The following is a 26,934-nucleotide window of genomic DNA, read 5'->3' as shown; positions in this document are numbered from 1 at the left end:
GAAAATGACAAGGCATAGAAGCAACAATGAATGTCGCTGTTCGCAGTCACGCCACGACCAAACAGGCTTCGGAACATTTCGACGTGCTGATCGTCGGCGCCGGAATCTCCGGCATCGGGAGCGCCTATCACATCGAAAAGCAGCTTCCGGGCACGAGCTACGTCGTCCTCGAGACGCAGGCGACCTTCGGTGGCACCTGGAGCACGCATCGCTATCCCGGCATTCGCTCGGACAGCGATCTGCACACTTTCGGCTATAGCTTCAAGCCCTGGGTCGGGCCGCCGATCGCGACCGCCGAGGAGATCCTCGCCTACATGAACGAGGTGATCGACGACAACGATATCGCCCGCCACATCCGCTACAAGCACAAGATCGTCTCGGCCAGCTGGTCGAGCGAGCAGAATCTCTGGACCGTCGAGGCCGTGACGACGGACACCGGCGAGGCCAGGACCTTCACCGCCAACTTCCTCTGGATGTGCCAGGGTTATTATCGCCATTCTGAAGGCTATACGCCGGAGTGGAAGGGCATGGATCGCTTCAAGGGGCGAATCGTCCATCCGCAGACCTGGCCCGACGACATCGAACTCAAGGACAAGAAGGTCGTTGTGATCGGATCGGGTGCGACCGCTGCGACACTGGTGCCGAACATCGCGGACGATTGCGCGCATGTCACCATGCTGCAGCGCTCGCCGACCTATTTCCGCCTCGGGCGCAACGCCATCGAGATCGCGGAGGAGTTGCGCCGGCTCCAGGTGGATGAAGCCTGGATCCACGAGATTGTTCGACGAAAAATCCTGTTCGAGCAGGATGCGTTCACGAAGCTCTGCCTGGCCAAGCCCGAGCAGGTGAAGAAGGAGCTGATCGGTCAAATCAGCGCGGTTCTCGGTCCGGACTACGACGTCGAGACGCATTTTACGCCGAGCTACCGCCCGTGGCGGCAGCGCATCGCTTTCGTGCCCGATGCCGACCTGTTCAAGGGCATTGCCAGCGGCAAGGCCTCGGTGGTCACCGACGAGATCGAGTGCTTCGTCGAGAACGGCATCCAGCTCAAATCCGGCAAGCTGCTGGAAGCTGACGTCATCGTCACCGCGACCGGCTTCAATCTTTCGGCGCTCGGCGACATCGCATTCGAGATCGACGGCAAGCCGCTCGCTTTCGGCGATACCGTCACCTATCGCGGCATGATGTTCACGGGCGTGCCGAACATGGTCTGGGTGTTCGGCTATTTCCGTGCGAGCTGGACGCTGCGCGTCGATCTCGTCGCGGACTTCGTCTGCCGTCTGCTCGGCCATATGAAGGCCAAGGGCGCGAAGAAAGTCGAGGTCAAGCTGCGGCCCGAAGACCACAACATGCCGATCCTGCCGTGGATCGATCCGGAGAATTTCAACCCCGGCTACATCATGCGCAACATGAACCTGCTGCCCAAGCGCGGCGACAAGCCGGAATGGCAGCATAGCCAGGACTACTGGACCGAGAAGGACGAAATCCCGAAGACGGATCTTGATGACAAGGCGTTTTTGTATGGGTGAGGGTTTCCGGCAGCCCGATCCATGACTGTGGATGTGCTGATGTGAATGGCCGTCCATATGGCCGGCCATTCTGCCGCAGTTGAACGTGTCAAAACGTGGCCCGGTTGCAACATCATGTGTCGAATCTGTCCAGGTTGCAGGCTCGAAGCCGGATTCTGACCCGGCCGTAGTTCTACTGATCATCCCCGTGCCCTAAATTCCTCGGCGGCGCCACTGGGAGCGCCGCGTGGCAGGGGTTGAACTTGGAAGCTGGGTTGCCATCGAGCGGGCAGGGTTGTGCGCGCTGGTGTGTTGCCACGGCACTCTGGCTTGGCCTCGCCTCGAGCGTGGCCGTTATGGCGAGCCCCGCATCCGCGCAACAGGTCTTCAACGGATCGCAGACCACACCGAACGGCTCGGTCAACGGCGGTGGCGGCGTCTGGGACAACGTCACGACGAACTGGACCGACTTCTTCGGCTCGACCAGCACGGCCTATGACCCCGCATCAGCCGGCACGCTGTTCGGCAGCAGCGGTCCCTCGACGCCCGCGACGGGCGGTACGGTGACGGTCACGCCAGGCGGCGTGCAACTCACCAGTCTCATGGGCTTCGACCTCACCGGCGACGGCTCGATCTATACCATCCAGGGCGGTGACCTCAGGCTGGCACCAGGTGGCACCACGTTCTTCACTAACGATGTGACCGGCACCGGGGATCCCTCGGCCGTGATCACGTCCCGCATCGTCGGTAGTGGCGGCATCTCGGTGCAGGGCCCTGGTTTCCTGGCGCTGCTCGGCGCCAATACTTATGCCGGTGATACCTTCATCTGCACCTGTGGTTCGTTGCAGCTTGGTGATGCGACCCATACCGGCAGCATCATCGGCGGCGTCACCAACGAGGGCCTGTTCAAGATCGTCAACGCCGACATGTCGGGCGTCACGTCGCTCACGAACGCTTTCTCCGGCGTGACGACGTTCCTCAATGCGACCTCGGCCAGCGCCATGACGATCACCAACAATGGCCAGATCTATTTCGGTGATCCGACCGGGAGCGGGACCCACACCGCGACGGCCGGTCGGGCGACCATTACCAATGACGGCGGCCTGATCGCCTTCTTCAGTCAGACCAGTGCGGGCTCGGCCAGCATCACCAACCAGAACAGCGGCAGCACTGCGTTCATCGATCAAGCTTCGGCGGGGTCGGCGACCATCGTCAACAAGGATTTTGGCGGTACGACGTTCGGCGCCGTGCCCGGAAGCACTGCGACCGCCGCCAACGCAACGATCATCAACGAAGCCAACGGCATCACCGATTTTGGTGCGTTCTCGACTGCCGGCAATGCGACAATCATCACCAGGGACGGCGGCCAGACCTCGTTCTTCGACAATTCCACCGGCGGCGCCGCGCGCTTCATCACCACCGGCACCGGCATCGTCGATTTCGGCGGCGGCACCGGCCCCGCCGGCGACGGCCGCATCACCGCTGGATCGATCGAAGGGAGCGGCTTTTATTATATCGGCGGCGGCAACACGCTCGTCGTCGGCGGCAACAATCTGTCGACCGAGGTCAGCGGCGTCATCGGCGACTTCAATCCCTGCGGTTGCGGTGCCGCCGGACCGGGCTCGCTGGAAAAAGTCGGCAGCGGAACGCTGATCCTCTCCGGCACGAACACCTATACCGGCACGACGACGGTGAATGGCGGCATCCTGCGCGTCGATGGCGATATCTCGCAGTCCATCCTGACCACGGTGAATGCGGGCGGCGCGCTGTATGGCGCCGGCATCGTCGGCAACACGGTCATCGGCAACGACGGCACCTACGCTCCCGGCGATGGCGGGCCGGGTTCGAGCATGCAGGTCCAGGGCGATCTCACTCTTCAGGCCGGCTCGGTCTATGTCGTGCAGGTTGGCAGCGCCTCCAGCACGAGCCATGCGCTCGTCACCGGCAATGTCGCGTTGAACGGCATGGTCGGCGTTGCGCTGTATCCCGGCAGCACGGTGATGAAGCACTACGCGATCATGGACTTCCTCGGCACCGCTTCAGGCAATTTTGCCGGTGTTGCCGCACCAGGTGGACTGATTGGCACGACGGCCGTCGGCTCGAACGAGGTCTTGCTCGATTTCACGCTGAACTACGGCGCGAAATACGCGCTCAACATCAACCAGCAGCACGTCGCGACGACCCTTCAGAACTTCTTCGACGCCAACGGCGTTCTACCAGCCGAACTCGCGGGCCTCGGCCCCGCCGGACTGACCCAGGCCTCGGGTGAGTCCGCAACGGGATCGCAGCAGACGACGTTCAGTGCGATGAACCTGTTCATGGGCCTGCTGACCGACGTTTTCGGTGCGGGCCGCAGTGGCACGCCGGGTGCGACGCCTTATGCCGACGAGATCAGTGCGAACGCCTATGCTGCGGCCGGCAGGCGACCGAGCGATGCCTTTGCCTCGATCTATCGCCAGGCGCCGGCTCCGACGTTCGAGCAGCGCTGGGATGTCTGGGCCGCCGGCTTCGGCGGTTTGCAGACCACTGACGGCCATGCGGGGCTCGGCTCCAACGCCACCACCAGCAGCCTCTACGGCACTGCGGTCGGTCTCGATTACCGCTTCTCGCCGTCGACGGTTGCGGGCTTCGCGCTCGCCGGTGGTGGCACCGGCTTTGGCGTCAACGGACTCGGTTGGGGGCACTCCGACCTGTTCCAGGCTGGCGCCTTCGTTCGTCACAATTCCGGCCCCGCCTACATCACGGCCGCGCTGGCCTATGGCTGGCAGGATGTCACGACCAACCGCATCGTCACCGCGGCCGGCACCGATCAGCTGCGTGCGCAGTTCAACACCAACGCCGTGTCGGGCCGTATCGAGGGCGGCTATCGCCACGCAACGCCATGGATCGGGCTGAAGCCCTATGCCGCGGTCCAGGCCACGCTGTTCAGCCTGCCGAGCTATTCGGAATTCGCCGTGGTCGGCAACAACACCTTCGCACTGAACTATGCCGCAAAGGACGTGACCAGCACCCGCACCGAGCTCGGCCTGCGCGCCGACAGATCGTTCGCCGCCGCCGGCGGCTTGGTGACCCTGCGCGGCCGCGCCGCCTGGGCGCATGATTTCAATCCGGACCGCACGGTCGGCGCGGTGTTCCAGGCGCTGCCGGGTTCGGCCTTCGTCGTGAACGGCGCGGCGCTGGCGCGCGATTCCGCGCTGACCACGGCGTCGGTGCAAATGAACTGGATGAACGGCTGGTCCGCTTCGGCAACCTTCGAGGGCGAGTTCTCGAGCGTCACGCGCTCCACCGCCGGCAAGGCCGTCTTGCGCTACACCTGGTAGGCTCTATCGTTTCTTTTGCGTCGGCTTGCGCGGCGGGCGCGGAGCCGCGGCGGGCGTGGGCGTTCCGCTCATCTTGTTGGCGGCCTCGCTGACATCGAGCAGCGAGCGGCGGGTGTCTTCGAGGAAGCTTGCCGATTTCTTCTTCATGGTGTCGGCGAGCTCGTGCAGCCCCTTCACCTTTTCGAACAGTTCGTCGGCCTTGCCGTCGACGAAGCCCGGCACCACGCCCTCTATCTTGGTGACCGCCTTGTCGAAGCCGGCAAACGCATTGTCGACCTTGAGCATCACCGCGTCGATCTCGTCGCCTTTGCCTTTGAGATCGGCCGTATAGTCCTCGAAGGTGCGCAGGCCCTCCTTGATGGCGGGCGCGTTGCTGACGATGGTGCGGTCGACGCTGTGCAAGGTGTCGACGATGGATTCGGCGTCACTGAGATCGGCGGTCAGCACGGGGACGCCGTCAGAATCCAGCGGCACCGGTGGCGCGGACGGAGCGCCGCCGATCAGCGAAACCGCGGCGACGCCGGTAAGGCCCTGGAACTCGATGCCGGCCACCGTGTCCTTGCGGATCGGCGCGGTGTTGTCGAGCGACACCAGAGCCACGACCTTGCGTGGACTGTCCAGCTTGATCGACAAGATCTGGCCGGCCGGTACGCCGTCGAAATTGACCGGGCCGCCGCGGCGCAGTCCGCTCGCGGAGCCGCCCTCGAACACCACGCGCAACTGGCTGCGACTCTGAACCGTGCGCCACTTCTGCACGCCGAGCAGGCCGCCGAACGCCACGGCGATCACCGCCAGCGTCGCCGTTCCGATCACCAGATTGCTCGCGCGTGCCATGCGGGTGCGATTTTACGACCAAAGCGGGGAAGTTGGAAGAAGGCCGCAATACTAGCGCGGGCGGGTTAACGACTTGTCCGCCGTAGCTGGAAGAGCGAAGGCGGAGGCGTAACCCGCCGTTTGATGCTGGCATTTGTACAAATAGGCGGATTGCGCTTCGCCAATCGGCCCTACGCGACATCAATGCTTCGCGGCGCGTTTGGCTGCGGCATTGTTCAACACGATCAGTGCATCGACCGCGACGCCGGTCTTGGCGTTGATCAGGAACGGGTTGACGTCGATGGAAGCGATCCGGTCGCCGGCGTCCGCGATCAGGTTGGACAGCCCAACCAGTGCCTTGACGGCGGAAACTTCGTGCAGAGCCGGCTTGCCGCGATAGCCGCGCATCTTGACGCCGGCCTTGGTGCGGCCGATCAGGAGCCGCGCCTCGGCCTCGTCCAGCGGTGCGCCGGCCAGCGCCACGTCCTTCATCAGCTCGATATCGACACCGCCTGTGCCGAACAGAACGACGGGCCCCATCTCGGCGTCGAGCGAGGCGCCGACCACGAGTTCGAGGTCAGCCTTGACCTGCTGCGCAATCAGGATGCCGTCGAGCTTCGGCTTGCCCTTGAGCTTCTTCACCCGCGCGGTGATGTCGGCAAATGCCTTCTTCACCTCGGCTGCGCTTTTGAGGTTAAGCACCACGCCTCCGATATCCGATTTGTGCAGGATCTCGGCGCTGACGACTTTGGCCACGACCGGAAATCCGATCTGCTTGGCGATCTTCACGGCTTCCACGGAGGTCTGCGCGATACCCTCCTTCGAAATCGGAATGCCATAGGCCTTGAGCAGCTTCTTCGAGGCGACTTCGTCGAGCGCAGCGCCGGTCGCGGATTTCAGCGCCTTCTCCAGCACAGCGCGCGCGGCGGGCTTCGAGCTCGAGACGATGTCGGGCACCTCCTTGCGCAGCTTCGCATAAGCGAGCAGCGATTTGATCGCGGTGACGGCACGGTCGAGTCCTTGCATGACCGTGAGGTGCGGCAGCGACTTGCGCAGACCCTTGGTGAACTCCGTGAAGCCGATCGACATCGCGCTGACATAGATCACGGGCTTTCCGGCCCGGCTTGCCATCTCGTCGACGATCCGCAGGTTCCGCTCGCGCAACTCGTGCGGAGCCTTGGGCAATTCAGCATCAATGATCACGACATCGATGTCGGGATCGTCGATCATCAGCTTGATCGACTTCATGTAGACGGAGGGATCGACGACTGCCGCAAAGCCGGCGTCGAGCGGATTGCCGACAATCGAACCCGGCCCCAGCATTTTCGCAAGCTCGCCGCTGGCATGTGGGCTCAAAGGTGCAAAATTAAGGCCCTCCGCGTAGAAGGCGTCGATCAGCATGCCACGCTTGCCGCCGGAGAGCGAGACCGCCGCGAGCCGATTGCCTTTGGGAACTTTGGCATGGACGAAGCATTCGGCGGTCTCGATCAATTCGTCGAGCCCGCTTACGCGGATCACGCCTTCGCGGGTTGCGATCGCGTCGAATGTCTCGATCGAGCCGGCGAGCGCGCCGGTATGCGCCATCGCTGCCGCGCGGCCACCTTCCGATGATCCGAGCTTGAGTGCGATCACCGGCTTGCTCGCGGCGCGCGCGGCTTTGCAGGCGTCCCGAAACGCCTTGGTGTTGCGCACGCCTTCGAGATAGACCACGATCACCTTGACGCTGGGATCCTCCGCGAAATAGCGCATGAGGTCGGGCGTTTCGAGCCCTGTCTCGTTGCCCGTGGTCACCATGTAGCCGACACCGACGCCGCGATCCTCCAGCGCCTGCCGGATCGCCATGACGATGGCGCCGGATTGGCCGGCGATCGCCACCGCACCCTGTTCCATGGTGACGATGCGGTCGTCGATATTGGTGAAGAGCTTTTCGCCGGCGCTCAAATTGCCGAGACAGTTGGGGCCGGTGACCGCGAGGCCCGTTTCGCGCACTGCCTGTTGCAGCTCCGCGGCGAGTTTCTGGCTCTCCTCGTCCTGCAACTCGCTGAAACCCGAGGTGACGATGGTGGCCGACCGCGCACCCGCGGCAGCGGCATCGCGGATCACCTGCACGGCAAAGCGCGCCGGCACCAGCACCAAAACGTGGTCAGGCTTCTCGGGGAGGCTCGCAAAGTCCTTGTAGCACGGCACGCCCCAGATGGTGTCGCGCTTGGCGTTGACGGGATAGAGCCCGCCCTCGAAGCCGTATTTGACCAGATTGTTCCAGATGCGCTCGGCGTAATTGCCCGGCTTGTCGGTTGCGCCCACCAGCACGATGTTGTGCGGATGCAGCATGGCGTGGATGCCTTTGACGATGTCGCTGGCATCGGGTGGTGGCGACCATGGGCGGGCAGGAACCGATGCGGTAGAAACCTGAGCTTCCATGGCGTGATCTCACCTGTTGTTCTTCTTGGTCGTGCGTCTCCGGATCGTATGGCGAGTTGTGTGGAGTGGCAACCAGCCGTGCTGCATGCCGCGTGGCGGAATGCGCGACGGATCGCAAGCGAAGCCCTTAATCTTCGGCCATGCTATTCGCGATCTCCGATCAGGGTGGCATGCAGGAGGTAGCGTTCGGGGCCGGACGTGACGGCGTCGAACGGCCAGCAAGTCGTAAGGACAAGCTCGAAATCCTGCGTCGAGGGATCGATGCCCGATGCGTCGAAACGGACAACCGCCGAGCCGTCCGTGCGGTAGCGAAAATGCTTGCCGTCGCTGCGTGTGACATCGACCACGTCACCTATGACGACATTCCGCAGGAAGCGGAAATGTGTATCGCGATGTGCGGCATATACGGCAACGCCGCGCTCGCCGGCGTCGACCGTTTGGTCGAGATGACCGGGGCCGAAGGCGAGGGCCTGACCGCTTGTACCAGAGAGCACGATGGCGCTGGCGCCGATCCGCTTCACCTCGATCCGCGCCACCGGCCAGGTATCCGCCCAGGACCACGGCTTGACCGGCTGTCCGATCGCAATGCTCCGCTCGAACGCACGCTCCAGCAGCACCTGAGCGAGCCACGCCTTGGCGTGAATATAGGCGCCTTCGCCGAGCAGGAACGTTCCGACGAGTGCGAGCACCAGAGGCGAGACGAGGCGGGGCATGGGTTACACCAAAAAAAAGCGCGCGCGGCCGTTGGTTTCGGGACGGGCAGCCGCGCGCGCCAAGCAAGAGGAGTTCGGGGGGCTCCTCCCTCAAGCAGCGTCGGTGAGCAAGGTCCGACGCCGGTTGAACACGAACAGGATCAGGGCGAGTGCGATCATGACCAGGCCTGCGATCATCTTCAGTTCGGCCGAGGTCGCGGTCTTGGGCAAGCGGATCGAATCCGACGTGACCGGGGCCGGCCTTGCTGCAGGCTGGCCTGCATCGGCGCGGCGTTCGCGCAATTGCGCCGGCGTCAGCTGCGGCCGTTCGCCGAACACCTTCGCGAAATCCCAGCCCGCCGGCAGGTTGATCGGCAGTTCGCTGAGCTCGAGCGGTTCACCTTCGGGCCGGCTCGGCGTCTTGTCGACTGCGACGAGACTGGTCAGCCGCGTGACGATCTGATGGTCGAGGGCCAGCGCAAGGATGGTCTTGTCGGCATCCTCAGGGGTCATCTCGCGGAGCGTCCGCGCCACCTCGGCATCGCTGATCTTGCGCCTGGCCCAGAGTTTCGACAGGCCTTTGCCTTCGGCGGCATTTTGCAGCGGCAGCGTCACCGACCATGGCCGGTCGCCGACGCGACCCTTGATCTCCAGCGAGCCCGCGAGCTTGTCGAGCTTCGCCGCCAGCACCAGCGGCTCGTCGCGGTAGACGTCGGGGATGATCGCGGGGGTGATATCGGCCTTGGCTTCGGAGAATTTTGCGCTGAGGCCGGTCACGGCGGGATTCTCCAGCTTGGCGAACAGGCCGCGCATGCGCTCCTCGACCTGCTCGACGGAGCCGATATGAGTGAAGGCGCCGCGACCGAGTTCGGAGGCCCGCGTCATCAGGTAGGTGTTGGGCGCGGAGCCGATGCCGACCATGAAGATGCGCGAGCGGCCGCGCATCGCCGTGATGGTCTCGAACAATTGCTGTTCGTTGCCGATCGCGCCGTCGGTCAGGAAGACGATCTGGCGAACCATGCTGGTGTCGGCGAGCTTGTCGGTCAGGGCCGCACGCATCGCCGGTACCATCTCGGTGCCGCCGCGGGCCTGCAATGCGCTGACGAACGAGGTCGCTTCACCGACGTGCGCAGCGTCGGCCGGAACCGAGGCCGGAAACAATACGTCCATGGTATCGTCGAAGCGGATCACGTTGAAGCGGTCGTTCGGCTGGAGGCGGCCGAGTGCGTAGAGAAGGCTCGCCTTGGCCTGCTCGATCGAGGTGCCGCCCATCGAGCCGGAATTGTCGATCACGAACACCACTTCGCGCGGCCGCGGCTTCTGCGTGGCCTGCTCGGCGGCCGGCGGCGTGACGAAGGCGAGCAGATAGTCGGCATCGCCGACGTGCTCGCGGAACAGGCCGACCGAAGGCGCCTTTTGGGCGGCCGGCTTCCAAGTCAGCTCGAAGTCGCGATCGGCGGGCACGGTGCCGTCGACAAGCGTCACCACGCGTGTCGTGTCGTCGGGGCTCTCGATCTTGACGTTGTGGTAATGGCTCTTCACCTCGCCGAGCGCAAAGCCGGAATGCAAATGCACCGTGATGCTGGTCGGATTCACCGGCGCGTTCTCGGCGGGATCGAGGACCTGTGGCGAGATGCGGTCACGGTCCGGCACCGGGTCGGACGTGGTTGCGCCCCAGCCGGAGCCGTCCTTGCGGAAGTCGACGCTCTGCACGATCGGTGCCGGATTGTAGCGCGGCCCGACCACCAGCGGCACGCGCAGCGAATATTCGTTGCCTGATTGATGCACCGGCTCCTGATATTCGATCTGCACGAGCACGGTTTCGCCGGGGCCGATATTGGCGACCGAGTTGGTGAAGATGTTCGGCCGCTCCTGCTCGGTGAGTGCGGCCTTCTGCCCGGTGCGGCGGGCCTGCTCGTAGATGGTTCGCGCTTGCTGACGCTCCTTGATGTCGCCGACGATGACGCGATCGCCGACCACCATCTTCAGCGTGTCGACCGCGCCGGCACTCGCCAGCGGATAGACATAGGTCGCCTCGACCCAGTGTTTGGTCGGATTGCGGAAGATCTGTGTGACGCGCGTGCGCAGCGTCGGACCAGAGACCGTGACGTCGACGTCGATCCCGAGGCGGATGGCTTCAGTATAGGCAACGTCTTCCCTAAGCAGGAGGGTGCCGGATTTGGCGTCCCCAGGCTGAAGCAGGCTCGCCTGCTCCGTCGTCGCCGACCAGGAGGTCTCGAAGCTCACCAGCAGGGCCACGAAACTGACCAGGAGCACGGCGATGCTCTGCGCCAGCAGGAACAGCCCGACCTTGATCAGCCTGCCGAGCCAAGGGTGTTCGTCGCTGTCGACCGTGTCGTAATTGTCCATTTGCCTGCTCCCGAAGCGTGTTTGACGACGCTGAGCATCGGTCGGGAGGGCCGGATCCCGCGAGCAGAATGATTGGCAATGTTCCGTCGCGGTCGGCCTGGGCGGCCGGCGGCTTGGGCGGCCGTGTCCGGTTTTGTGCTGACTTGTCCGCCCTGCTAGACTGGCCGCCGTGGAGCAGGGTTAATGATGCAGACGCAAGACAAGCTCTCTGACAAGCAGCTTTCGGACGAGCAGAGCCGGGAGGTTGCAGAGACGATCCGCGAGGAAATCGCCAAGCGCCGCATCTCGCGGCAGGCGCTGGCCGAGCAGGCCAAGCTCAGCCTGTCGACGCTGGAAAAGGCGCTCGGCGGCCGTCGTCCGTTCACACTGGCGACCACGGTCCGGCTGGAGCAGGCGCTAGGCGTGTCCCTGCGCAAGAGCCAGGTTGCGCCGGCGCCCGCGGCAGGCAGCGATGTCGCCCCTGACGGCCTCGGCTCCTATTCGCATCGCGCCGTGACATGGCTCGAGGGTGTCTACATCACGCTGCGACCTTCCTTTGGCGACAAGGATGCGATCTTTGCCTATCGCACCGAGATCGTCTGGGAGCCAAAGGTCTCCTCGCTGGTCTTCCGCGAGGGCGAGCGGACGGACGCGGCCTACGAGCACACCGGCGAAGTCGCGGTGCCGCATCAGTCCGGATTCATCTATCTTGTCATCAACAAGCATGGCCAGCACCGGGTGATCACGGTGTCGCGGCCTACCGTGACTGGCGCGATGTATGGCATCATCTCGACGCTGCGCGCCGGCGCCGGCTCGCAATTGACGCCGGTCGCTGCGCCGATCGCTTATGTGCCGCTCAAGAATGTCCCGACTCCGTCGCTGGGGCGGATCGCGCCTGGCGACGTCAACCATGCAATCTACCGCGATCATTTGCGCCGTACCGTCGAGGAATCCTTTGCGCTCTTGCTGCCGGGATAGTCCGCCGCGCGCGGCCTGCAAGAAAAATAGCGGCCCTGCGGCCGCTATTTCCTCGAGATGTGCGAGGCTCGTGGCGAACTAGCCGCCGACCTCGGCGCTGATGATGTCGCCGAACAGCTCCCAGTGACCACCCTTGAACCGCCACATCTTCAGCTGCTCGATCGGCGCAAAATCGTTGGCCGACGTGTTGATCCTGATCCCCGGGATCAGCGTATCCGGGATAAAGTCCTTCAGGCTCGCGGCCTGCTTCATCACGTTCTCGCGGGTGAGATTGTCGCCGGCCTGCTTCAGCACCTGCACCATCGTCTGGGCGGCGGCGTAGCCGTAGACCAGGTTGGTGTCCGAGATGTTGGCGCCGGGCATGTACTTGTCGATGAAGGCCAGGAACTTCTTCATGCCCTCGTTGTCCTTCCACTGCGGATCGGACGCATCCATCAGGTAACCGGCCGAGAGCACGCCCTCGGAAGCCTCGAAGCCGGCGGGCTTCATCACCGCCCCGATCGACACCGACACGTCGGTCATCAGATGCATCGGCTTCCAGTTAAGCTCGGCGATCTTCTTGATGGCCTGAGCCGCGAATTTCGGGGTCGAAATGTTCACGAAGACATCGGCGCCTGTATCCTTGAGCTTGACGATATGCGCATCGATCGAGGGCTCCGACGTCTCGTAGCTTTCCTCGGCCACGATCAGCTTCGAGGCCTTGTCGCCGAACACGTCCTTGATGCCGGCAAGGTAGTCCTTGCCGAAATCGTCGTTGGCATAGAAGATCGCGACCTTCGCGTCCGGCTTCTCCTTCAAAATGTATTTTGCGAAGATCCGTGCCTCGACCCGGTAGCTGGGCTGGAAGCCCATGGTCCAGGGGAAGTTCTTCGGATCGTTCCACTTGCTGGCGCCGGTGGCGAGGAAGAGCTGCGGCACTTTCTTGGAGTTCTGATATTTCTGCACGGCGGTCTGGGTCGGTGTGCCCAGCGCGTTGAACACGAGGAAGACCTCGTCGCTCTCGATCAGCTTGCGGATCTGCTCCACCGTTTTCGGCGGCGAATAGCCATCGTCATAGGAAATGAAGTTGATCTTGCGGCCGTTGATGCCGCCCTGATCGTTGATCATCTTGAAATAGGCTTCCTCGGTCTTGCCGATGATGCCGTAGGCGGACGCCGGGCCGGAATATGCCTCGACATTGCCGATCTTGATCTCGGTGTCGGTGACGCCGGTGTCGTATGTCTTCTGGGCAAAGGCGCCCTGGGTTGAGAGCAGCGTCAGCGCGGTCGCTGCGGCAAGCAGGGGGAGTTTCTTGTTCATGAAAATTCCTTGGTTTTTCCTTGGCGATTCTTCTGGGTTGGGGCAGGCACGTCAAAAAACAGAAGCGCCCGCGAAGGGGCGCTTTGATCAGGCATTGGCGACATTCTTGTCGACTTCGGAAGCCACCGAGAATTCCTTGCGCAGGGTCGGCTTGTGGATCTTCCCGGTGGCGTTGCGCGGCAGGGCATCGATGAAGCGGATTTGCCGCGGGCATTTGAAGCGCGCCAGATTGGCCGCGCAATGGGCGAAGACGTCGGCCTCGGTCAGCCGCTGGCCTTGTTTGACCGCGACGATGGCGAGGCCGACCTCGCCCCATTGCGGGTCGGGAATGCCGATCACCGCGGCCTCCGCAATCGCGGTGAGCTGGTGCAGGACGTTCTCGACCTCCGCCGGATAGACGTTCTCGCCGCCGGAGATGTACATGTCCTTCCAGCGGTCGACGATGTAGTAGAAGCCCTCGTCATCGACGCGGGTTGCATCGCCGGTGTGCAGCCAGCCGTCGGTGAAGGAGGTCTTGTTCGCCTCGGGCCTGTTCCAGTAGCCCGGCGTGATGTTCGGTCCCTTGACCCAGAGCTCACCGAGCTCGCCGACATCGGCATCGCTGCCGTCGGGGCGGACGATGCGGACCTCCGTGTGCAGCACCGGCTTGCCGGCAGAGCCGGCCTTGCGCGCCGCGTCCTCGCGATCGAGCACCAGCACGGCCGGCGAGGTCTCGGTCATGCCGTAACCCTGCTGAAGCGCGACGCCGCGCGCTTCCCAAGCTTTCAGCAGCGGCAACGGCATCGGCGCGCCGCCGACACCGCCGACGATCAATCGGGACAGATCGGTCGTTGCGAACGCCGGATGCTGCGCCATGAACTGGTAGATCGCGGGCACGCCGAAGAACACGTTGATGCCCTGCGCCGGGTCGCCGATCAGGCCGAGCGCCGTGCCGGGATCGAAGGCACGCATGATCATCACGGTGCCGCCGGCATGCAGGACCGGGTTGGTGTAGCAATTCAATCCGCCGGTGTGGAACAGCGGCAGCACGGTGAGCAGCACCGAGGACGGCCCGATGCAGGCGGGCCCGCCGAGATTGACGCAATTCCAGAAGGTCATGCCATGCGTAATGGTCGCGCCCTTCGGGTGTCCCGTCGTGCCCGACGTGTACATGATGGTCGAGATATCATCGAGCGTGACTTCTTCGGCGCGCTCGAGCGGTTTCGCCGCGGCGATGCCTGCCTCATAAGCGCCGCCGGGCCCGAGCAGCAAACTTGTCGCGACGTTGCAGAGCTTTGCGACGCTCAGCGCCGTCTCGGCCAGATCGGTGTCGTGGATCATCACCTTCGGCGCGCAATCGCCGGTGATGAACTGAAGCTCGGGGACGGTGAGGCGGGTGTTCAGGGGCACGAAGACGGCACCCAATCGTCCGCACGCGAACTGCACCTCCAGCGTGTCGGTCGTGTTCAGCGCCAGCACCGCGACGCGATCGCCGCGCGCAACCTTCAGCGTATGACGGAAGAACGAGGCGAGGTGCGAGACGCGCGCATTGAGCTCTGCATAGGTGAAGCGGCGGCCGCTCGCGAGATCGATGGTCGCGACCTTGCCGGGAGCGCGGCGCGCATGATGAGCGATCCAGTCGTAGTAACGAACGGCCAACGCTTCCTCCCTCGGCGGTCTTGTGCCGCCTGAATTTTATTGCTGTGCACCATGCCCGGCTGGCCCTGGGAGGCCAGCCGGAGTTTCTGTGCAGCAGTCTTTTTTGATTTGGAGTTGGCCTGCGAGGGGTGAAAATCGTCTTGCGTTGAGTTGCTAGGCCATGACCCGCGAGGTGCTGCTCCCCCAGCCAGCCACTGCGCGCAAGTGAGCCGGCGATGTTCCAGCCATGGTGGAACGAGAAGAGAGTCGTCGAAGGCGCGCACGCCATGAAGAGCCCGTTTTATACCGCCGAGCACGACGCCTTCCGCGACGTGATGCGCCGCTTCGTCGACAAGGAGATCGCGCCGTTCGCCCATGAGTGGGACGAGGCCGGCGAATTCCCTCGTGCGCTCTATCGCAAGGCGGCCGAGATCGGCCTGTTGGGCCTCGGATTCCCCGAGGAATATGGCGGGATCGCCGCCGACCAGTTCATGAAGATCGTTGCGAGCCAGGAATTGGCGCGGGCAGGTGCCGGCGGCGTCAGCGCCAGTCTGATGAGCCACACCATCGGCTCGCCGCCGATCGCCCGCGCAGCGCGGCCCGAAGTGAAGGCACGCGTGCTGCCGCAGGTGCTGTCAGGTGAGAAGATCTCGGCGCTCGCCATCACCGAGCCGGGCGGCGGGTCAGATGTCGCGAGCCTCCGTACCCGCGCCCGGCGCGACGGCAATCACTACGTCGTGAGCGGTGAGAAGACCTTCATCACCTCGGGCGTGCGCGCCGATTATCTGACCGTTGCGGTGCGTACGGGCGGCGAGGGTGCCGGCGGTGTCAGCCTGCTCCTGATCGAAGGCGATACGCCCGGCCTGTCGCGCACCAGGCTGAAAAAGATGGGCTGGTGGGCCTCCGACACCGCGACGCTGCATTTCGACGATTGCCGTGTGCCGGCCGAAAACCTGATCGGCGAGGAGGGCCAAGGCTTCAAGATCATCATGCAGAACTTCAACAGCGAGCGCATGGGCATGGCCGCGGGCTGCACCGCCTTTGCCCGCGTCTGTCTCGACGAGGCGGTCGCCTACGCCAAGGAGCGCAAGACCTTTGGCAAGCCGCTCGCCCAGCATCAGGTCATCAGGCACAAGATCGTCGACATGGCGCAGAAGGTTGCGGCGTCGCAAGCGATGCTGGAAATGCTGGCTTGGCGACTCGAGCAGGGCGAAAGCCCGGTGGCAGAAATCTGCATGATGAAAAACCAGGCGACGCAGACCATGGCGTTCTGCGCTTCCGAAGCCGTTCAGATCTTTGGCGGCGCCGGCTTTATGCGCGGCATCAAGGCCGAGCGCATCTACCGCGAAGTCAAGGTCAATGCCATCGGCGGCGGCACCGAGGAGATCATGAAGGATCTGGCGTCGCGGCAGATGGGGTTGTGACGAGAGGAAGAAATGCTGTTCACCGGCGACCACGACGAGATTCGTCGCTCCTTACAGAAATTCATCGCCAACGAGATCAATCCCCACGTCGATGAATGGGAGAAGGCCGACATCTTCCCGGCGCATGAGCTGTTCAAGAAGATGGGTAGCCTCGGCTTCCTCGGCCTGAACAAGCCTGTCGAGTTCGGCGGCTCCGGCCTCGACTATTCCTATGCGCTGATGATGGCCGAAGAGCTCGGTGCCATCACCTGCGGCGGCGTGCCGATGGCGATCGGTGTGCAGACCGACATGGCGACGCCGGCGCTGGCGCGGTTCGGTTCGGACGAAGTGCGGCGCGAATTTCTCGCGCCCTCGATCTCCGGCGACTATGTCGCCTGCATCGGCGTCTCCGAACCCGGCGCGGGCTCAGATGTCGCCTCGATCAAGACCAGCGCCCGCTCCGACGGCGACGACTACCTCATCACCGGCGGCAAGATGTGGATCACCAACGGCACCCAGGCCGACTGGATCTGCCTGCTCGCCAACACCGGCGATGGTCCCGTCCATCGCAACAAATCGCTGATCTGCGTCCCCATGAGAAGCAAGGGCGTCAACGTGGCGCGCAAGCTCGACAAGATGGGCATGCGCTCGTCGGACACCGCGCAGATCTTCTTCGACAATGTCCGCGTGCCCAAGCGCAACCGGATCGGCGAGGAAGGCAAGGGCTTTACCTACCAGATGATCCAGTTTCAGGAGGAGCGGCTCTGGGGCGCGGCGGCCTGCCTGAAAGCACACGAATACATCATCAACGAGACGATCGAGTACACGCGCAACCGCAAGGCCTTTGGCCAGAGCATCCTCGACAACCAAGTCGTGCACTTCAAGCTCGCGGAGATGCAGACAGAGGTCGAGCTGCTGCGCGCGCTGATCTATCGCGCCGCCGAGCAGCTGGTCGCCGGCGAGGACGTCACAAAGCTTGCGACCATGGCCAAGCTGAAGGCCGGCCGGCTCGGCCGCGAGCTCACCGACGCCTGCTTGCAATATTGGGGCGGAATGGGCTTTACCAACGAGACGCCGGTCAGCCGCGCCTATCGCGACAGCCGCCTGACCTCGATCGGCGGTGGTGCCGACGAGGTCATGCTGATGGTCCTGTGCAAGATGATGGGTACGCTGCCCGGCAGCAAGGGGAAGACGACCTGATGATCACGCTCTATCACTGCGACGCCGCGCGCTCGTTCCGTCCGCTCTGGATGCTGGAGGAGATGGGGCTGCCCTATGAGCTGAAGATGTTGCCGTTCCCGCCGCGCGTCTTCGCCAAGGAATACCTCGCGCTCAATCCGCTCGGCACGATTCCCTTCATGGTCGACGGCGAGACCAAGATGACGGAGTCATCAGGCATCTGCCATTATCTCGGCGTCAAATACGGCCCGACGCCGCTGATGGTCGGTCCCGACGATCCCGCCTATGGCGCCTTCCTGAACTGGATGTATTTCAGCGACGCCACGTTAACGTTCCCGCAAACGCTGGTGCTCCGCTACACCCAGCTCGAGCCTGAGGAGCGCCGTAACCCCCAGGTCGCCACCGACTATGCGAAGTGGTTCCTGGGGCGGCTGCGCGCAGTAGAGGCAGCGACCGCGAATGCCGAAACCTTGTGCGCCGGCCGGTTCACCGCCGCTGACATTGTCATTGGTTATGCACTCCGCCTCGCGGAAAATATCGGTCTCGCCAAGGATTTTGGACCTGGTGTCGCGGCCTATTGGGCGCGCTTGCAGCAGCGCGATGGGTTCAACCGCGCGGTTGCTGCGGAGCAGAAGGCGGGCACCGAGCAGAATGTTGCGCCAAGGGTGAGGGCGTAAGGGAGGCTGTCATTCCGGGGGCGCGCAATAGCGCGAACCCGGAATCCAGGAGTTGCAGCGCGAGGTTCCGCGCCCGCCCTTCGGTCGTCCCGGAACGGTAATGTTTTGCGCGCGATGACAGCGCTATCCCGTCGTGACAGCGCCCAAATTTCCGCTAAGGTGACCTCCGTCCGCAGCGGCCAAAGAGCCGCGCGAGGAGGATCCCCGATGGAAGACAAGGGTCGCGAATCCGACCATCTGATGCTGATCACGCCGGAGCGGGTCTTCTATGCCGGCTTGCTCGGCCGGCCCCGCAAGCGGACCCCAGGTTGCTGCCACGTCTATGTCGCAGTGAAGGGCAGCCTGCACATGACGATCGACGACGTTCCCGCCACGGCCGAGCTGTTCGTCACCCTGCCAAACCAGCGGCACTCCATCGCCAGCGACTACCGCACCGCCATCAGCGTGACGCTCGAGCCCGAAAGCATGCCGGATGGCGTGCTGGAAGATCTGGCCCAGCGGCTGATGGGACCCGACCGGCCAGTGTATGCCCGAAAGATCCTCGCGGCTTACGCGCTGCTGCGGCAGCGCCGCTACGGCGACATCGCCACCGCCGAATTCGACGAGATGTGCTTTGGCGAGGCGCTGCCACGCCGTGTGCTCGACCCGCGCGTGACGCGCGCCGTCGCTCGCATCGAGCGTTTCTCCGGCGAGCCGGTGACAGCGGACACCTGTGCCGCCGAAGCGGGCCTCTCGGCCTCGCGCTTCCTGCATCTGTTCAAGGAAGAGACCGGCATCTCCTTCCGCTCCTTCCGCGCCTGGAAGCGTGCGCGGCATCTGCTGCACTTCGCCAACCAGGACCTCAACCTCGCCCATCTCGCGCAGGACATCGGCTATCCCGACTCGACCCATTTCAGCCATTCGATCCGCCGCTTCTATGGATTGAAGCCGCGGGCGATCTTCGTCGGCTCGCGCGACCTTGCGATCTATCGCAGCAGCGAGACGGTGCGGGAGCTCGCGGAGGCGGGATAGCGCGGCCGCGATTCGTCGCTTTTCCCAGCTTCTCCGCGCAAGAAGCCGCATGCCCTGCATCACATGATCGCAGGCGTTGAATTCTCAACGTTGCGAGACATCATTGGCATGAGCGACAAGGCCGTCATCACCTGCGCGCTGAACGGCGTGCTCACCGACCCGAAGCAGCACAACGTACCTGTGACGCCCGAGCAGATGGCGCGGGAGGCCAAGGCGGCGTTCGATGCGGGCGCGTCGATCATGCACATCCATCTGCGCCAGCAGGCGCCGAACAAGGGCCATCTGCCGTCCTGGGAAGTGAGCGTCAGCAAGGAGATCCAGCAGGCGATCCGCGAAGCCTGCCCCGGCGTCATCATCAACCACACCTCGGGCGTGTCGGGGCCGAACTACTCCGGCGCGCTCGACTGCATCCGCGAGACCAGGCCGGAGATCGCCGCCTGCAACGCCGGCTCGCTGAATTATCTCAAGGTCAAGGCCGACAACACCTGGGCCTGGCCGCCGATGATGTTCGACAACGCGGTCGAGAAGGTGAAGGACTATCTCGACGTCATGAACGCGGTCGGCACCATCCCAGAGTTCGAATGTTTCGACGTCGGCATCGTGCGCTGCGTCGGCATGTATCACCAGGTCGGCATGTACAAGGGTCCGCTCGAGTACAACTTCGTGATGGGCGTCGCCTCCGGCATGCCCGCTGATCCCGAGCTGCTGCCGATCCTGATCAAGCTGAAGCGCCTGGAAGCGCACTGGCAGGTCACCGCGATCGGCCGCGAAGAGATCTGGCCGCTGCACCAGCGCTGTGCCGAGCTCGGTGGGCACTTACGCACCGGCCTCGAGGATGCGTTCTATCTCGCCGACGGCAAGAAGGTGACGTCGAACGGCCAGTTGATCGAGGCCATCGCCGCCTGCGCCCGCCGCGCCGGCCGCGAAATCGCCAGCCCCGCCGAGGCGCGGAAGATCTTTGGGACGAACAGGTAGTCACACACTCCGTCGTTCCGGAATGGCCCGAAGGGCCAGGCCCGGAATCCATAACCACGATCGGGAGTATGGGTTCCGGGCTCGCGCTACGCGCGCCCCGGAATGACGGGTAGGAGCTTTGATGTCCATTCTCGAAAACACCATTTCCCCCGGCAGTGCCGCCTATCACGCCAACCGTGACGGCATGCTCGGCCTGATCGACCGCATGCGGTCACTCGAAGAGCGCACGCGTGCTGCATCGGCGGCCGCAAAGGACCGCTTCCATAAGCGCGGTCAGCTGCTGCCGCGCGAGCGCGTCGCGCTGGTGCTCGATCCCGGCGCGCCCTTCATCGAGCTCTCCACGCTCGCCGGCTACATGTTCGACGTGTCGGATGTGGCCAGGAGCGTGCCGGGGGGCGGCGTCATCGCCGGCATCGGCTTCGTCTCGGGTGTTCGATGCATGGTCAGCGCCAGCGACTCCGGTATCGATGCCGGCGCGCTGCAGCCCTACGGCCTCGACAAGACCCTGCGGGTGCAGGAACTCGCGCTGGAGAACAAGCTGCCTTACGTCCAGCTCGTCGAAAGCGCCGGCGCCAATCTCCTGCGCTACCGCGTCGAGGACTTCGTTCGCGGCGGCAACATCTTTCGCAATCTTGCGCGGCTCTCCGCGGCTGGCCTGCCCGTCGTCACCGTCACGCACGGCTCGTCCACCGCAGGCGGTGCCTACCAGACTGGCTTGTCCGACTACATCGTCATGGTTCGCGGGCGCACCCGCGCGTTCCTCGCGGGGCCGCCGCTGTTGAAGGCTGCAACCGGCGAGATCGCGACCGAGGAAGAGCTCGGCGGCGCCGAGATGCACACGCAGGTGTCCGGCCTCGGGGACTATCTCGCCGAGGACGATCGCGATGCGCTGCGCATCGCCCGCGAGATCATGGCGGCGCTGGAATGGGAACGGCCCGGCAGGGAGTTGCCGGACTTCAAGCCGCCGCGCTACGATCAGGACGAGCTGCTCGGCATCATGCCGATGGACCACAAGCGCCCGGTCGACATGAAGCAGGTGATCGCGCGCATCGTCGACGATTCCGACTTCACCGAGATGGCCCCGAACTACGGTCCGGCCACCGTCTGCGGGCATGCCCGCATCGAGGGCCAGGCGATCGGCATCATCACCAACAACGGACCGCTCGATCCCGCCGGCGCCAACAAGGCGACGCATTTCATCCAGGCCTGCTGCCAGACCCGCACGCCGATCCTCTATCTCAACAACACCACCGGTTACATGGTCGGCAAGGCCTATGAAGAAGCCGGCATGATCAAGCACGGCTCCAAGATGATCCAGGCGGTGACTTCGGCGACGGTGCCTCAGATCACCATCTATTGCGGGGCCTCGTTCGGCGCCGGCAATTACGGCATGTGCGGCCGCGGCTTCCATCCACGCTTCTGCTTCTCCTGGCCCAATGCCAAGACCGCGGTGATGGGCGGCGAGCAGGCGGCCGAGACCATGGCGATCGTGACCGAGGCCGCAGCCGCACGCCGTGGCAAGCCGGTCGAGAAGGAAAAGCTGGACGCGATGAAGGCGCAGATCGTCGGCGTGTTCGACGGTCAGATGGACGTGTTCTCGACCAGCGCCCGCGTGCTCGATGATGGTGTGATCGATCCGCGCGACACCCGTGCGGTCCTCTCCGAAGTGCTCGCGATCTGCCGCGAGGGCGATGCGCGCACCCCGCAGCGTATGCAGTTTTCGGTTGCCCGGCCATGAGGAACGGATCAGTGCAGCATCGGCCGTTCTCCAGGGTTCTGGTCGCCAATCGCGGCGAGATCGCACTGCGTGTGATGCGCAGCGCCCGGCAGCTCGGCCTTGGCGTCGTCGTGGTTTATTCGGATGCGGATCGCGACGCGCTCCACGTCAAGCAGGCCGACCAGGCCGTGCGCATCGGCGAGGCTTTGCCGGCGCAATCCTATCTCAACATCCCCGCGATCATCGCAGCCGCCAAGGCGAGTGGCGCGGACGCCGTGCATCCCGGCTACGGCTTCCTCGCCGAGAACGAGGATTTTGCGCAAGCTTGCAAGGATGCCGGCCTCGTCTTCATCGGCCCGTCGCCGCAGGCAATCGAGGCGATGGGCAACAAGGCCGGTGCCAAGGAGATCATGAAGAAAGCCGGTGTGCCCTGCGTGCCCGGTTATCAGGGCGCCGATCAGGGCGATGAGGTCATGCTCGCGGAAGCCAAAAAGATCGGCTTCCCGGTGATGATCAAGGCGGTTGCCGGCGGCGGTGGTCGCGGCATGCGGCTTGTCCCTGATGCCGCATCGTTCGGCGATGCCCTGCGCAGCGCGCGCTCGGAAGCGAAGGCGGCCTTCGGCGATCCCACCGTCATTCTCGAACGCGCGATCCAGAATCCCCGCCACATCGAGATCCAGGTGTTCGGCGACAGCCACGGCAACGCCATCCATCTCGGGGAGCGCGACTGCTCGGTGCAGCGGCGTCACCAGAAGCTGATCGAAGAGGCGCCGTCGCCCGCGGTCACGCCGGACCTGCGCGCGAAGATGGGCGAGGTCGCGGTCGCAGCGGTGAAGGCGCTGCGCTATGAGGGCGCCGGCACGCTGGAATTCCTGCTCGATGCCAACGGCGAATTCTACTTCATGGAGATGAACACGCGTCTCCAGGTCGAGCATCCCGTCACCGAGGCGATCACCGGACTCGATCTGGTCGAGCTGCAACTGCGCGTCGCGCGCGGCGAACCACTGCCGGTGAAGCAGCAGGACGTCAAGTTCTTCGGTCACGCCATCGAGGTGCGGCTCTGCTCGGAAGATGCCGCGCAGGACTTCATGCCGCAGTCAGGCCGCATGGCGTGCTGGCAAGTGCCGGAAGGCATCCGCGTCGAGCACGCGCTGCAATCGGGCACGGAGATCCCGCCGTTCTACGATTCCATGATCGCCAAGGTGATCAGCTACGGTGCCACGCGGGAGGAGGCCAGGGGAAGGCTCATCGTCGGGCTGGAGCGGCTCACCGCGCTTGGCGTGACCACCAACCAGGCGTTCCTGATGTCGTGCCTGCGACATCCCGGCTTTGCCAAGGGCGAGGCGACGACAGCCTTCATCGGCGCGCATCGCGACGAACTGCTGGCGCCGCGTGCGGACACTGCATTCGACACCGCGTTGGCCGGCCTGTTGCTCTACGTCACCAACCCGCGCGCGCCGTCATGGCGAAACGGCCGAAGCTTGTCGGCAACGTTTCCACTGCCCGCGAAGATCGAGATTGGAGGCCAGGCGCTCGAGCTCGAAGTCACCCGCGAGCGCGACGGCAGCTACATTGTCGCCGCTGACGGCCGCCAGGACAAGTTCGAGATCGACCAGCTCGACGCTGACGCGATTCGCTTCCGCCACGACGGCGTCATGGACAGCGCAAAGTTCCTGCGCGATGGCGACCGGCTCTACGTCCAGCATCGCGGCATCCCGCTCGCGGTCACCGATCTCACGCTCGCTGCACCGAAGGCGGCCGCAAGCAATGGAGGCGACGGCAAGGTTCGCGCCGCCATGAACGGCCGTGTCGTCGCCGTGCTGGTCAAGCCGGGCGATCGCGTCACATCAGGCCAGCCGGTGCTGACGCTGGAAGCGATGAAGATGGAGCACGTCCACAAGGCCGGCATCGACGGTGTAGTGGCGGCGATCGATGTCGCCGAAGGCGAGCAGGTGACCACGGGTAGGATCGTCGCGGAGATCGAGGCGAGGTAGCGCGGCTAGCTCCGTCATTGCGACGAAGCAATCCAGAAATCCGCCCGCAGAGGCAGTCTGGATTGTTTCGCCGCGCTCGCAATGACGGCGGAATCACTGGCCCCGGCCCGTCCCGTCATTGAGCAGGCACGCCACCTGATGCCCATCGCCGGCATCCAGCAGCGCGGGCCGCTCCGCCTTGCATCGCTCCATCGCGAATCGGCAACGCGTGTGAAACGCGCAGCCGGGTGGCGGATTGACCGGGCTCGGCACGTCGCCGTCCACCAGCGGCGCGAGCTTCTTCGCGAGCGGGTTGGCGATCGGCACCGAGGCGAGCAGGGCCTGGGTGTAGGGATGACGCGGGTTGCGGAACAGCTCGTCCTTGTCGGCGATCTCGACGATGCGGCCGAGATACATCACCGCGACGCGGTGGCTGATATGGGCGACCACGGCGAGGTCGTGCGCGATGAAGAGATAGGAGAAGCCATGCTGCTTCTGCAAATCGATCAGCAGATTGATGACCTGCGCCTGGATCGACACGTCGAGCGCGGAGACCGGCTCGTCGCAGACGATCAGGCGCGGCTCCAGCGCGAGCGCCCGCGCGATGCAGATGCGCTGGCGCTGCCCGCCGGAGAATTGATGTGGAAAATTGCGCATCTGGTCGGGCCGCAGGCCGACTTGCTCGAACAGTCTTGCGACGCGTGCCTCCAGCGCCTTGCCGGTGGCGAGACCGTGGACCGCGATCGGCTCACCGACGATATCGCCGGCGGTCATGCGCGGATTGAGCGAGGCGAACGGATCCTGGAACACGATCTGCATCGAGCGGCGATGCGGGCGCAGCGCCGTCTTGGACAGGTGTGTGATGTCTTCGCCGTCGAGCCGGATCTGGCCCGAGGTCGGCTCCACCAGCCTCAGCACGCTGCGCGCCACCGTCGACTTGCCGCAGCCGGACTCGCCGACGAGGCCGAGCGTCTCGCCGGCACCAAGGGAGAACGAGACGCCGTCGACCGAGTGAACGGTGCCGACCTGCCGGCGCAGCACGCCAGCGCGCACCGGGTAATGTTTCTTGAGGTCGGTGACTTCGAGCAGCGCCCTGGTCATGCCACCTCCGCAACTTCGGCCGCACGCCAGCAGGCGGCGAGATGGCCGCCGCCCCAATCGGCCAGCGGCGGATATTCGGCCTCGCAGCGCTTCACCGCGAGCTTGCAGCGCGGCGCGAAGGCACAGCCCTTGGGCAGCCGGACCAGCGATGGCACGGTGCCGGGAATTTCGTTCAGCCGCTCCTGTGGCGCGACGCCCGACGCCGGCACGGCCGGAATCGAGGCCATTAGCCCGCGCGTATAGGGATGCTTCGGCGAAGCAAACAGCGCCTCGACGCTGGCTTCCTCCACCTTCCGTCCCGCATACATCACGATCACGCGCTGCGCGGTCTGCGCGACGACGCCGAGATCGTGGGTGATCAGCACGAGGCCGGTGCCGAGCTCCTTCTGGAGATCGAGGATCAGCGCCAGGATCTGCGCCTGAATGGTGACGTCGAGCGCGGTGGTCGGCTCGTCCGCGATCAGCAGCGCCGGCCTGCACGCCAGCGCCATCGCGATCATCGCGCGCTGGCGCATGCCGCCGGAGAGCTGGTGCGGATATTCGCGCGCGCGCCGCGCCGGCTCGGGGATGCGCACCAGCCGCAGCATCTCCACCGCGACGTCGTGCGCCTCCCTGGCCGTCAGGTTCCGATGCAGCCGCACCGCCTCGACGATTTGGTCGCCGATCCGGATCACCGGATTGAGCGAGGTCATCGGCTCCTGGAAGATCATGGAGATGCGATTGCCGCGGATCTTGCGCATCTCCGCTTCGTCCAGCGCCAGCAGATCGGTGCCTTCGAGCGAAACGGAGCCGCCGACGATGCGGCCGGGCGGATCGGGCACCAGCCGCATCAGGGACAGCGCGGTGACGCTCTTGCCGCAGCCGGATTCGCCGACGATCGCCAGCGTCTCGCCGTGGCCGACGGTGAAGGAGACGTCATCCACCGCCTTGAACAGGCCGGAGTTCGTGAAGAACACCGTCTTCAGGTTCTTCACTTCGAGGACGAGATCGGAGGTGTCAGCCATCAGCCGCGCTGCCGGGGATCGAGGATGTCGCGCAGGGCGTCGCCGAACAGGTTTGCGCCGAACACGGCGAGGCTGATCGCGATGCCAGGGAAGATCACGAGCCACGGCGCGGTGCGGACATATTCGGCGGCGGACTCGGAGAGCATGCGGCCCCACGACGGATATGGCTCGGGGATGCCGAGGCCGAGGAAGGAGAGCGAGGCTTCGGTGAGGATCGTCGAGCCGAGCTGCGCGGTCGCGAGCACGATCAGCGGTGCCAGCGTGTTCGGCAGCACGTGGCGCAGCGCGATTCGAACCTCACTCATGCCGACCGATTTCGCTGCCTCGACGAACGGTTGCTCGCGCAGCGCCAGTGTGTTGGCTCGGGTGACGCGGGACACGGTGGGGATCAGCGGAATGGCGATGGCGAGGATCACGTTCGGCAGCGACGGGCCGAGCGCGGCCGTCATGATCAGGGCCAGCACCAGCAGCGGCAGTGCCTGCAGGACGTCGGAGACGCGCTGGAACACGAGATCGATCCAGCCGGACAGATAGCCCGAAGTGAGCCCGACGATCACGCCGATGGTGCCGCCGAGCGCGGTCGAGCCGATCCCGACCGCGAGCGAAATCCGCGAGCCGTGGATGATGCGGCTGAACACGTCGCGGCCGAAGGAATCCGTGCCCATCCAGTGCGCGAGACTCGGCCGCATCAGCGCGTGGGCGGAATCGACGCTCAGCGGGTCGTAGCGTGCGATGAAGTCGGCGAAGATCGCCGTCAGCACGAACAACGTCATGATGGTGAGCCCGACCGCGCCCAGCACGTGCCGCTGCGCCAGAAACAGCACGCGCCGCCAGCCGCCGGTCGCATGCGCGCCGGCCCGCCTGAGTTCAACGTCAAAGTCGATCGCGGCCAAGCTA

General features: G+C 64.6%; 19 protein-coding genes. 10 read left to right on the top strand and 9 right to left on the bottom strand.

The genetic code is table 11. From position 1 onward, the window contains the following. Positions 1-26 precede the first annotated feature (26 nt). Both XH90_RS33675 and XH90_RS33670 read left to right on the top strand, forming a co-directional pair. A complete protein-coding gene (locus XH90_RS33675) occupies positions 27-1,529 on the top strand; it encodes an NAD(P)/FAD-dependent oxidoreductase (RefSeq protein WP_194478515.1) in 1,503 nt (500 codons plus the stop codon). Positions 1,530-1,864: 335 nt separating this feature from the next. After that, positions 1,865-4,828: an autotransporter domain-containing protein gene (locus tag XH90_RS33670; protein ID WP_194478514.1), complete on the top strand. Its 2,964-nt coding sequence runs from the start codon at positions 1,865-1,867 to the stop codon at positions 4,826-4,828. A 3-nt stretch (positions 4,829-4,831) separates the two neighbouring features. On the opposite strand, the gene XH90_RS33665 is transcribed toward XH90_RS33670, so the two are convergent. From XH90_RS33665 to XH90_RS33650, 4 genes are all read right to left on the bottom strand, one after another. Further along, positions 4,832-5,662 carry an MlaD family protein gene (locus XH90_RS33665; RefSeq protein ID WP_194478513.1) on the bottom strand — a complete coding sequence of 277 codons (831 nt, stop codon included), beginning with the start codon at positions 5,660-5,662 and terminating at the stop codon, positions 4,832-4,834. A 180-nt stretch (positions 5,663-5,842) separates the two neighbouring features. Then, complete coding sequence (locus XH90_RS33660) at positions 5,843-8,062, bottom strand: acetate--CoA ligase family protein (RefSeq protein WP_194478512.1); 2,220 nt, start codon at positions 8,060-8,062, stop codon at positions 5,843-5,845. Between the two features lie 143 nt (positions 8,063-8,205). Further along, positions 8,206-8,775: a class GN sortase gene (locus XH90_RS33655; protein ID WP_194478511.1), complete on the bottom strand. Its 570-nt coding sequence runs from the start codon at positions 8,773-8,775 to the stop codon at positions 8,206-8,208. Positions 8,776-8,865: 90 nt separating this feature from the next. Next, entirely contained in the window at positions 8,866-11,124 is a 2,259-nt protein-coding gene (locus XH90_RS33650) for a marine proteobacterial sortase target protein (protein WP_194478510.1), read from the bottom strand. Between the two features lie 186 nt (positions 11,125-11,310). On the opposite strand from XH90_RS33650, the gene XH90_RS33645 reads away from it, so the two are divergent. After that, complete coding sequence (locus tag XH90_RS33645) at positions 11,311-12,081, top strand: helix-turn-helix transcriptional regulator (RefSeq protein ID WP_194482896.1); 771 nt, start codon at positions 11,311-11,313, stop codon at positions 12,079-12,081. 78 nt (positions 12,082-12,159) lie between these two features. Here the strand turns inward: XH90_RS33645 and XH90_RS33640 are convergent, their stop codons facing one another. Continuing rightward, a complete protein-coding gene (locus tag XH90_RS33640) occupies positions 12,160-13,380 on the bottom strand; it encodes an ABC transporter substrate-binding protein (RefSeq protein ID WP_194478509.1) in 1,221 nt (406 codons plus the stop codon). An 87-nt stretch (positions 13,381-13,467) separates the two neighbouring features. Next, complete coding sequence (locus XH90_RS33635) at positions 13,468-15,018, bottom strand: long-chain fatty acid--CoA ligase (protein WP_194478508.1); 1,551 nt, start codon at positions 15,016-15,018, stop codon at positions 13,468-13,470. Between the two features lie 266 nt (positions 15,019-15,284). Here XH90_RS33635 and XH90_RS33630 point away from each other — a divergent pair, with 266 nt between their 5' ends. The 7 genes from XH90_RS33630 (at position 15,285) to XH90_RS33600 (ending at position 23,953) form a co-directional block, all read left to right on the top strand. Next, a complete protein-coding gene (locus tag XH90_RS33630; RefSeq protein WP_194478507.1) occupies positions 15,285-16,421 on the top strand; it encodes an acyl-CoA dehydrogenase family protein in 1,137 nt (378 codons plus the stop codon). 12 nt (positions 16,422-16,433) lie between these two features. Then, entirely contained in the window at positions 16,434-17,600 is a 1,167-nt protein-coding gene (locus XH90_RS33625) for an acyl-CoA dehydrogenase family protein (RefSeq protein ID WP_194478506.1), read from the top strand. Beyond that, on the top strand, positions 17,600-18,256 hold the full coding sequence (locus XH90_RS33620) for a glutathione S-transferase family protein (RefSeq protein ID WP_194478505.1): 657 nt from the start codon (positions 17,600-17,602) through the stop codon (positions 18,254-18,256). Before XH90_RS33625 ends, XH90_RS33620 begins: the two co-directional genes overlap by 1 nt. 207 nt (positions 18,257-18,463) lie before the next feature. After that, entirely contained in the window at positions 18,464-19,267 is an 804-nt protein-coding gene (locus XH90_RS33615) for an AraC family transcriptional regulator (RefSeq protein ID WP_194478504.1), read from the top strand. A 108-nt stretch (positions 19,268-19,375) separates the two neighbouring features. Beyond that, positions 19,376-20,242: a 3-keto-5-aminohexanoate cleavage protein gene (locus XH90_RS33610; protein WP_194478503.1), complete on the top strand. Its 867-nt coding sequence runs from the start codon at positions 19,376-19,378 to the stop codon at positions 20,240-20,242. 121 nt (positions 20,243-20,363) lie between these two features. Then, positions 20,364-21,980 carry an acyl-CoA carboxylase subunit beta gene (locus XH90_RS33605; protein WP_194478502.1) on the top strand — a complete coding sequence of 539 codons (1,617 nt, stop codon included), beginning with the start codon at positions 20,364-20,366 and terminating at the stop codon, positions 21,978-21,980. Then, entirely contained in the window at positions 21,977-23,953 is a 1,977-nt protein-coding gene (locus tag XH90_RS33600; protein ID WP_194478501.1) for an acetyl-CoA carboxylase biotin carboxylase subunit, read from the top strand. The genes XH90_RS33605 and XH90_RS33600 overlap by 4 nt, the downstream gene beginning before the upstream one ends. A gap of 93 nt (positions 23,954-24,046) precedes the next feature. On the opposite strand, the gene XH90_RS33595 is transcribed toward XH90_RS33600, so the two are convergent. From XH90_RS33595 to XH90_RS33585, 3 genes are read right to left on the bottom strand one after another with little or no spacing between them, the layout of a single operon-like run. Then, positions 24,047-25,033, bottom strand: coding sequence for an ABC transporter ATP-binding protein (locus tag XH90_RS33595; RefSeq protein WP_194478500.1), 987 nt, complete (start codon positions 25,031-25,033; stop codon positions 24,047-24,049). Next, complete coding sequence (locus tag XH90_RS33590) at positions 25,030-26,037, bottom strand: ABC transporter ATP-binding protein (RefSeq protein ID WP_194478499.1); 1,008 nt, start codon at positions 26,035-26,037, stop codon at positions 25,030-25,032. The genes XH90_RS33595 and XH90_RS33590 overlap by 4 nt, the downstream gene beginning before the upstream one ends. Further along, entirely contained in the window at positions 26,037-26,930 is an 894-nt protein-coding gene (locus tag XH90_RS33585) for an ABC transporter permease (RefSeq protein ID WP_194478498.1), read from the bottom strand. The genes XH90_RS33590 and XH90_RS33585 overlap by 1 nt, the downstream gene beginning before the upstream one ends. Between the last annotated feature and the right edge of the window lie 4 nt (positions 26,931-26,934).

The organism is Bradyrhizobium sp. CCBAU 53338 (assembly GCF_015291665.1).
In the GTDB taxonomy this organism is placed as follows: domain Bacteria; phylum Pseudomonadota; class Alphaproteobacteria; order Rhizobiales; family Xanthobacteraceae; genus Bradyrhizobium.
Note: the sequence above shows the minus strand (reverse complement) of the source record. Positions and strands in the feature narration are given on the sequence as shown.

Excerpts from the sequence above, each read along its gene's own strand:
- XH90_RS33675 (WP_194478515.1), top strand. The coding sequence starts at position 27 with ATGAATGTCGCTGTTCGCAGTCACGCCACGACCAAACAGGCTTCGGAA.
- XH90_RS33670 (WP_194478514.1), top strand. The coding sequence starts at position 1,865 with ATGGCGAGCCCCGCATCCGCGCAACAGGTCTTCAACGGATCGCAGACC.
- XH90_RS33665 (WP_194478513.1), bottom strand. The coding sequence starts at position 5,662 with ATGGCACGCGCGAGCAATCTGGTGATCGGAACGGCGACGCTGGCGGTG.
- XH90_RS33660 (WP_194478512.1), bottom strand. The coding sequence starts at position 8,062 with ATGGAAGCTCAGGTTTCTACCGCATCGGTTCCTGCCCGCCCATGGTCG.
- XH90_RS33655 (WP_194478511.1), bottom strand. The coding sequence starts at position 8,775 with ATGCCCCGCCTCGTCTCGCCTCTGGTGCTCGCACTCGTCGGAACGTTC.
- XH90_RS33650 (WP_194478510.1), bottom strand. The coding sequence starts at position 11,124 with ATGGACAATTACGACACGGTCGACAGCGACGAACACCCTTGGCTCGGC.
- XH90_RS33645 (WP_194482896.1), top strand. The coding sequence starts at position 11,311 with ATGCAGACGCAAGACAAGCTCTCTGACAAGCAGCTTTCGGACGAGCAG.
- XH90_RS33640 (WP_194478509.1), bottom strand. The coding sequence starts at position 13,380 with ATGAACAAGAAACTCCCCCTGCTTGCCGCAGCGACCGCGCTGACGCTG.
- XH90_RS33630 (WP_194478507.1), top strand. The coding sequence starts at position 15,285 with ATGAAGAGCCCGTTTTATACCGCCGAGCACGACGCCTTCCGCGACGTG.
- XH90_RS33625 (WP_194478506.1), top strand. The coding sequence starts at position 16,434 with ATGCTGTTCACCGGCGACCACGACGAGATTCGTCGCTCCTTACAGAAA.
- XH90_RS33620 (WP_194478505.1), top strand. The coding sequence starts at position 17,600 with ATGATCACGCTCTATCACTGCGACGCCGCGCGCTCGTTCCGTCCGCTC.
- XH90_RS33615 (WP_194478504.1), top strand. The coding sequence starts at position 18,464 with ATGGAAGACAAGGGTCGCGAATCCGACCATCTGATGCTGATCACGCCG.
- XH90_RS33610 (WP_194478503.1), top strand. The coding sequence starts at position 19,376 with ATGAGCGACAAGGCCGTCATCACCTGCGCGCTGAACGGCGTGCTCACC.
- XH90_RS33605 (WP_194478502.1), top strand. The coding sequence starts at position 20,364 with ATGTCCATTCTCGAAAACACCATTTCCCCCGGCAGTGCCGCCTATCAC.
- XH90_RS33600 (WP_194478501.1), top strand. The coding sequence starts at position 21,977 with ATGAGGAACGGATCAGTGCAGCATCGGCCGTTCTCCAGGGTTCTGGTC.
- XH90_RS33595 (WP_194478500.1), bottom strand. The coding sequence starts at position 25,033 with ATGACCAGGGCGCTGCTCGAAGTCACCGACCTCAAGAAACATTACCCG.
- XH90_RS33590 (WP_194478499.1), bottom strand. The coding sequence starts at position 26,037 with ATGGCTGACACCTCCGATCTCGTCCTCGAAGTGAAGAACCTGAAGACG.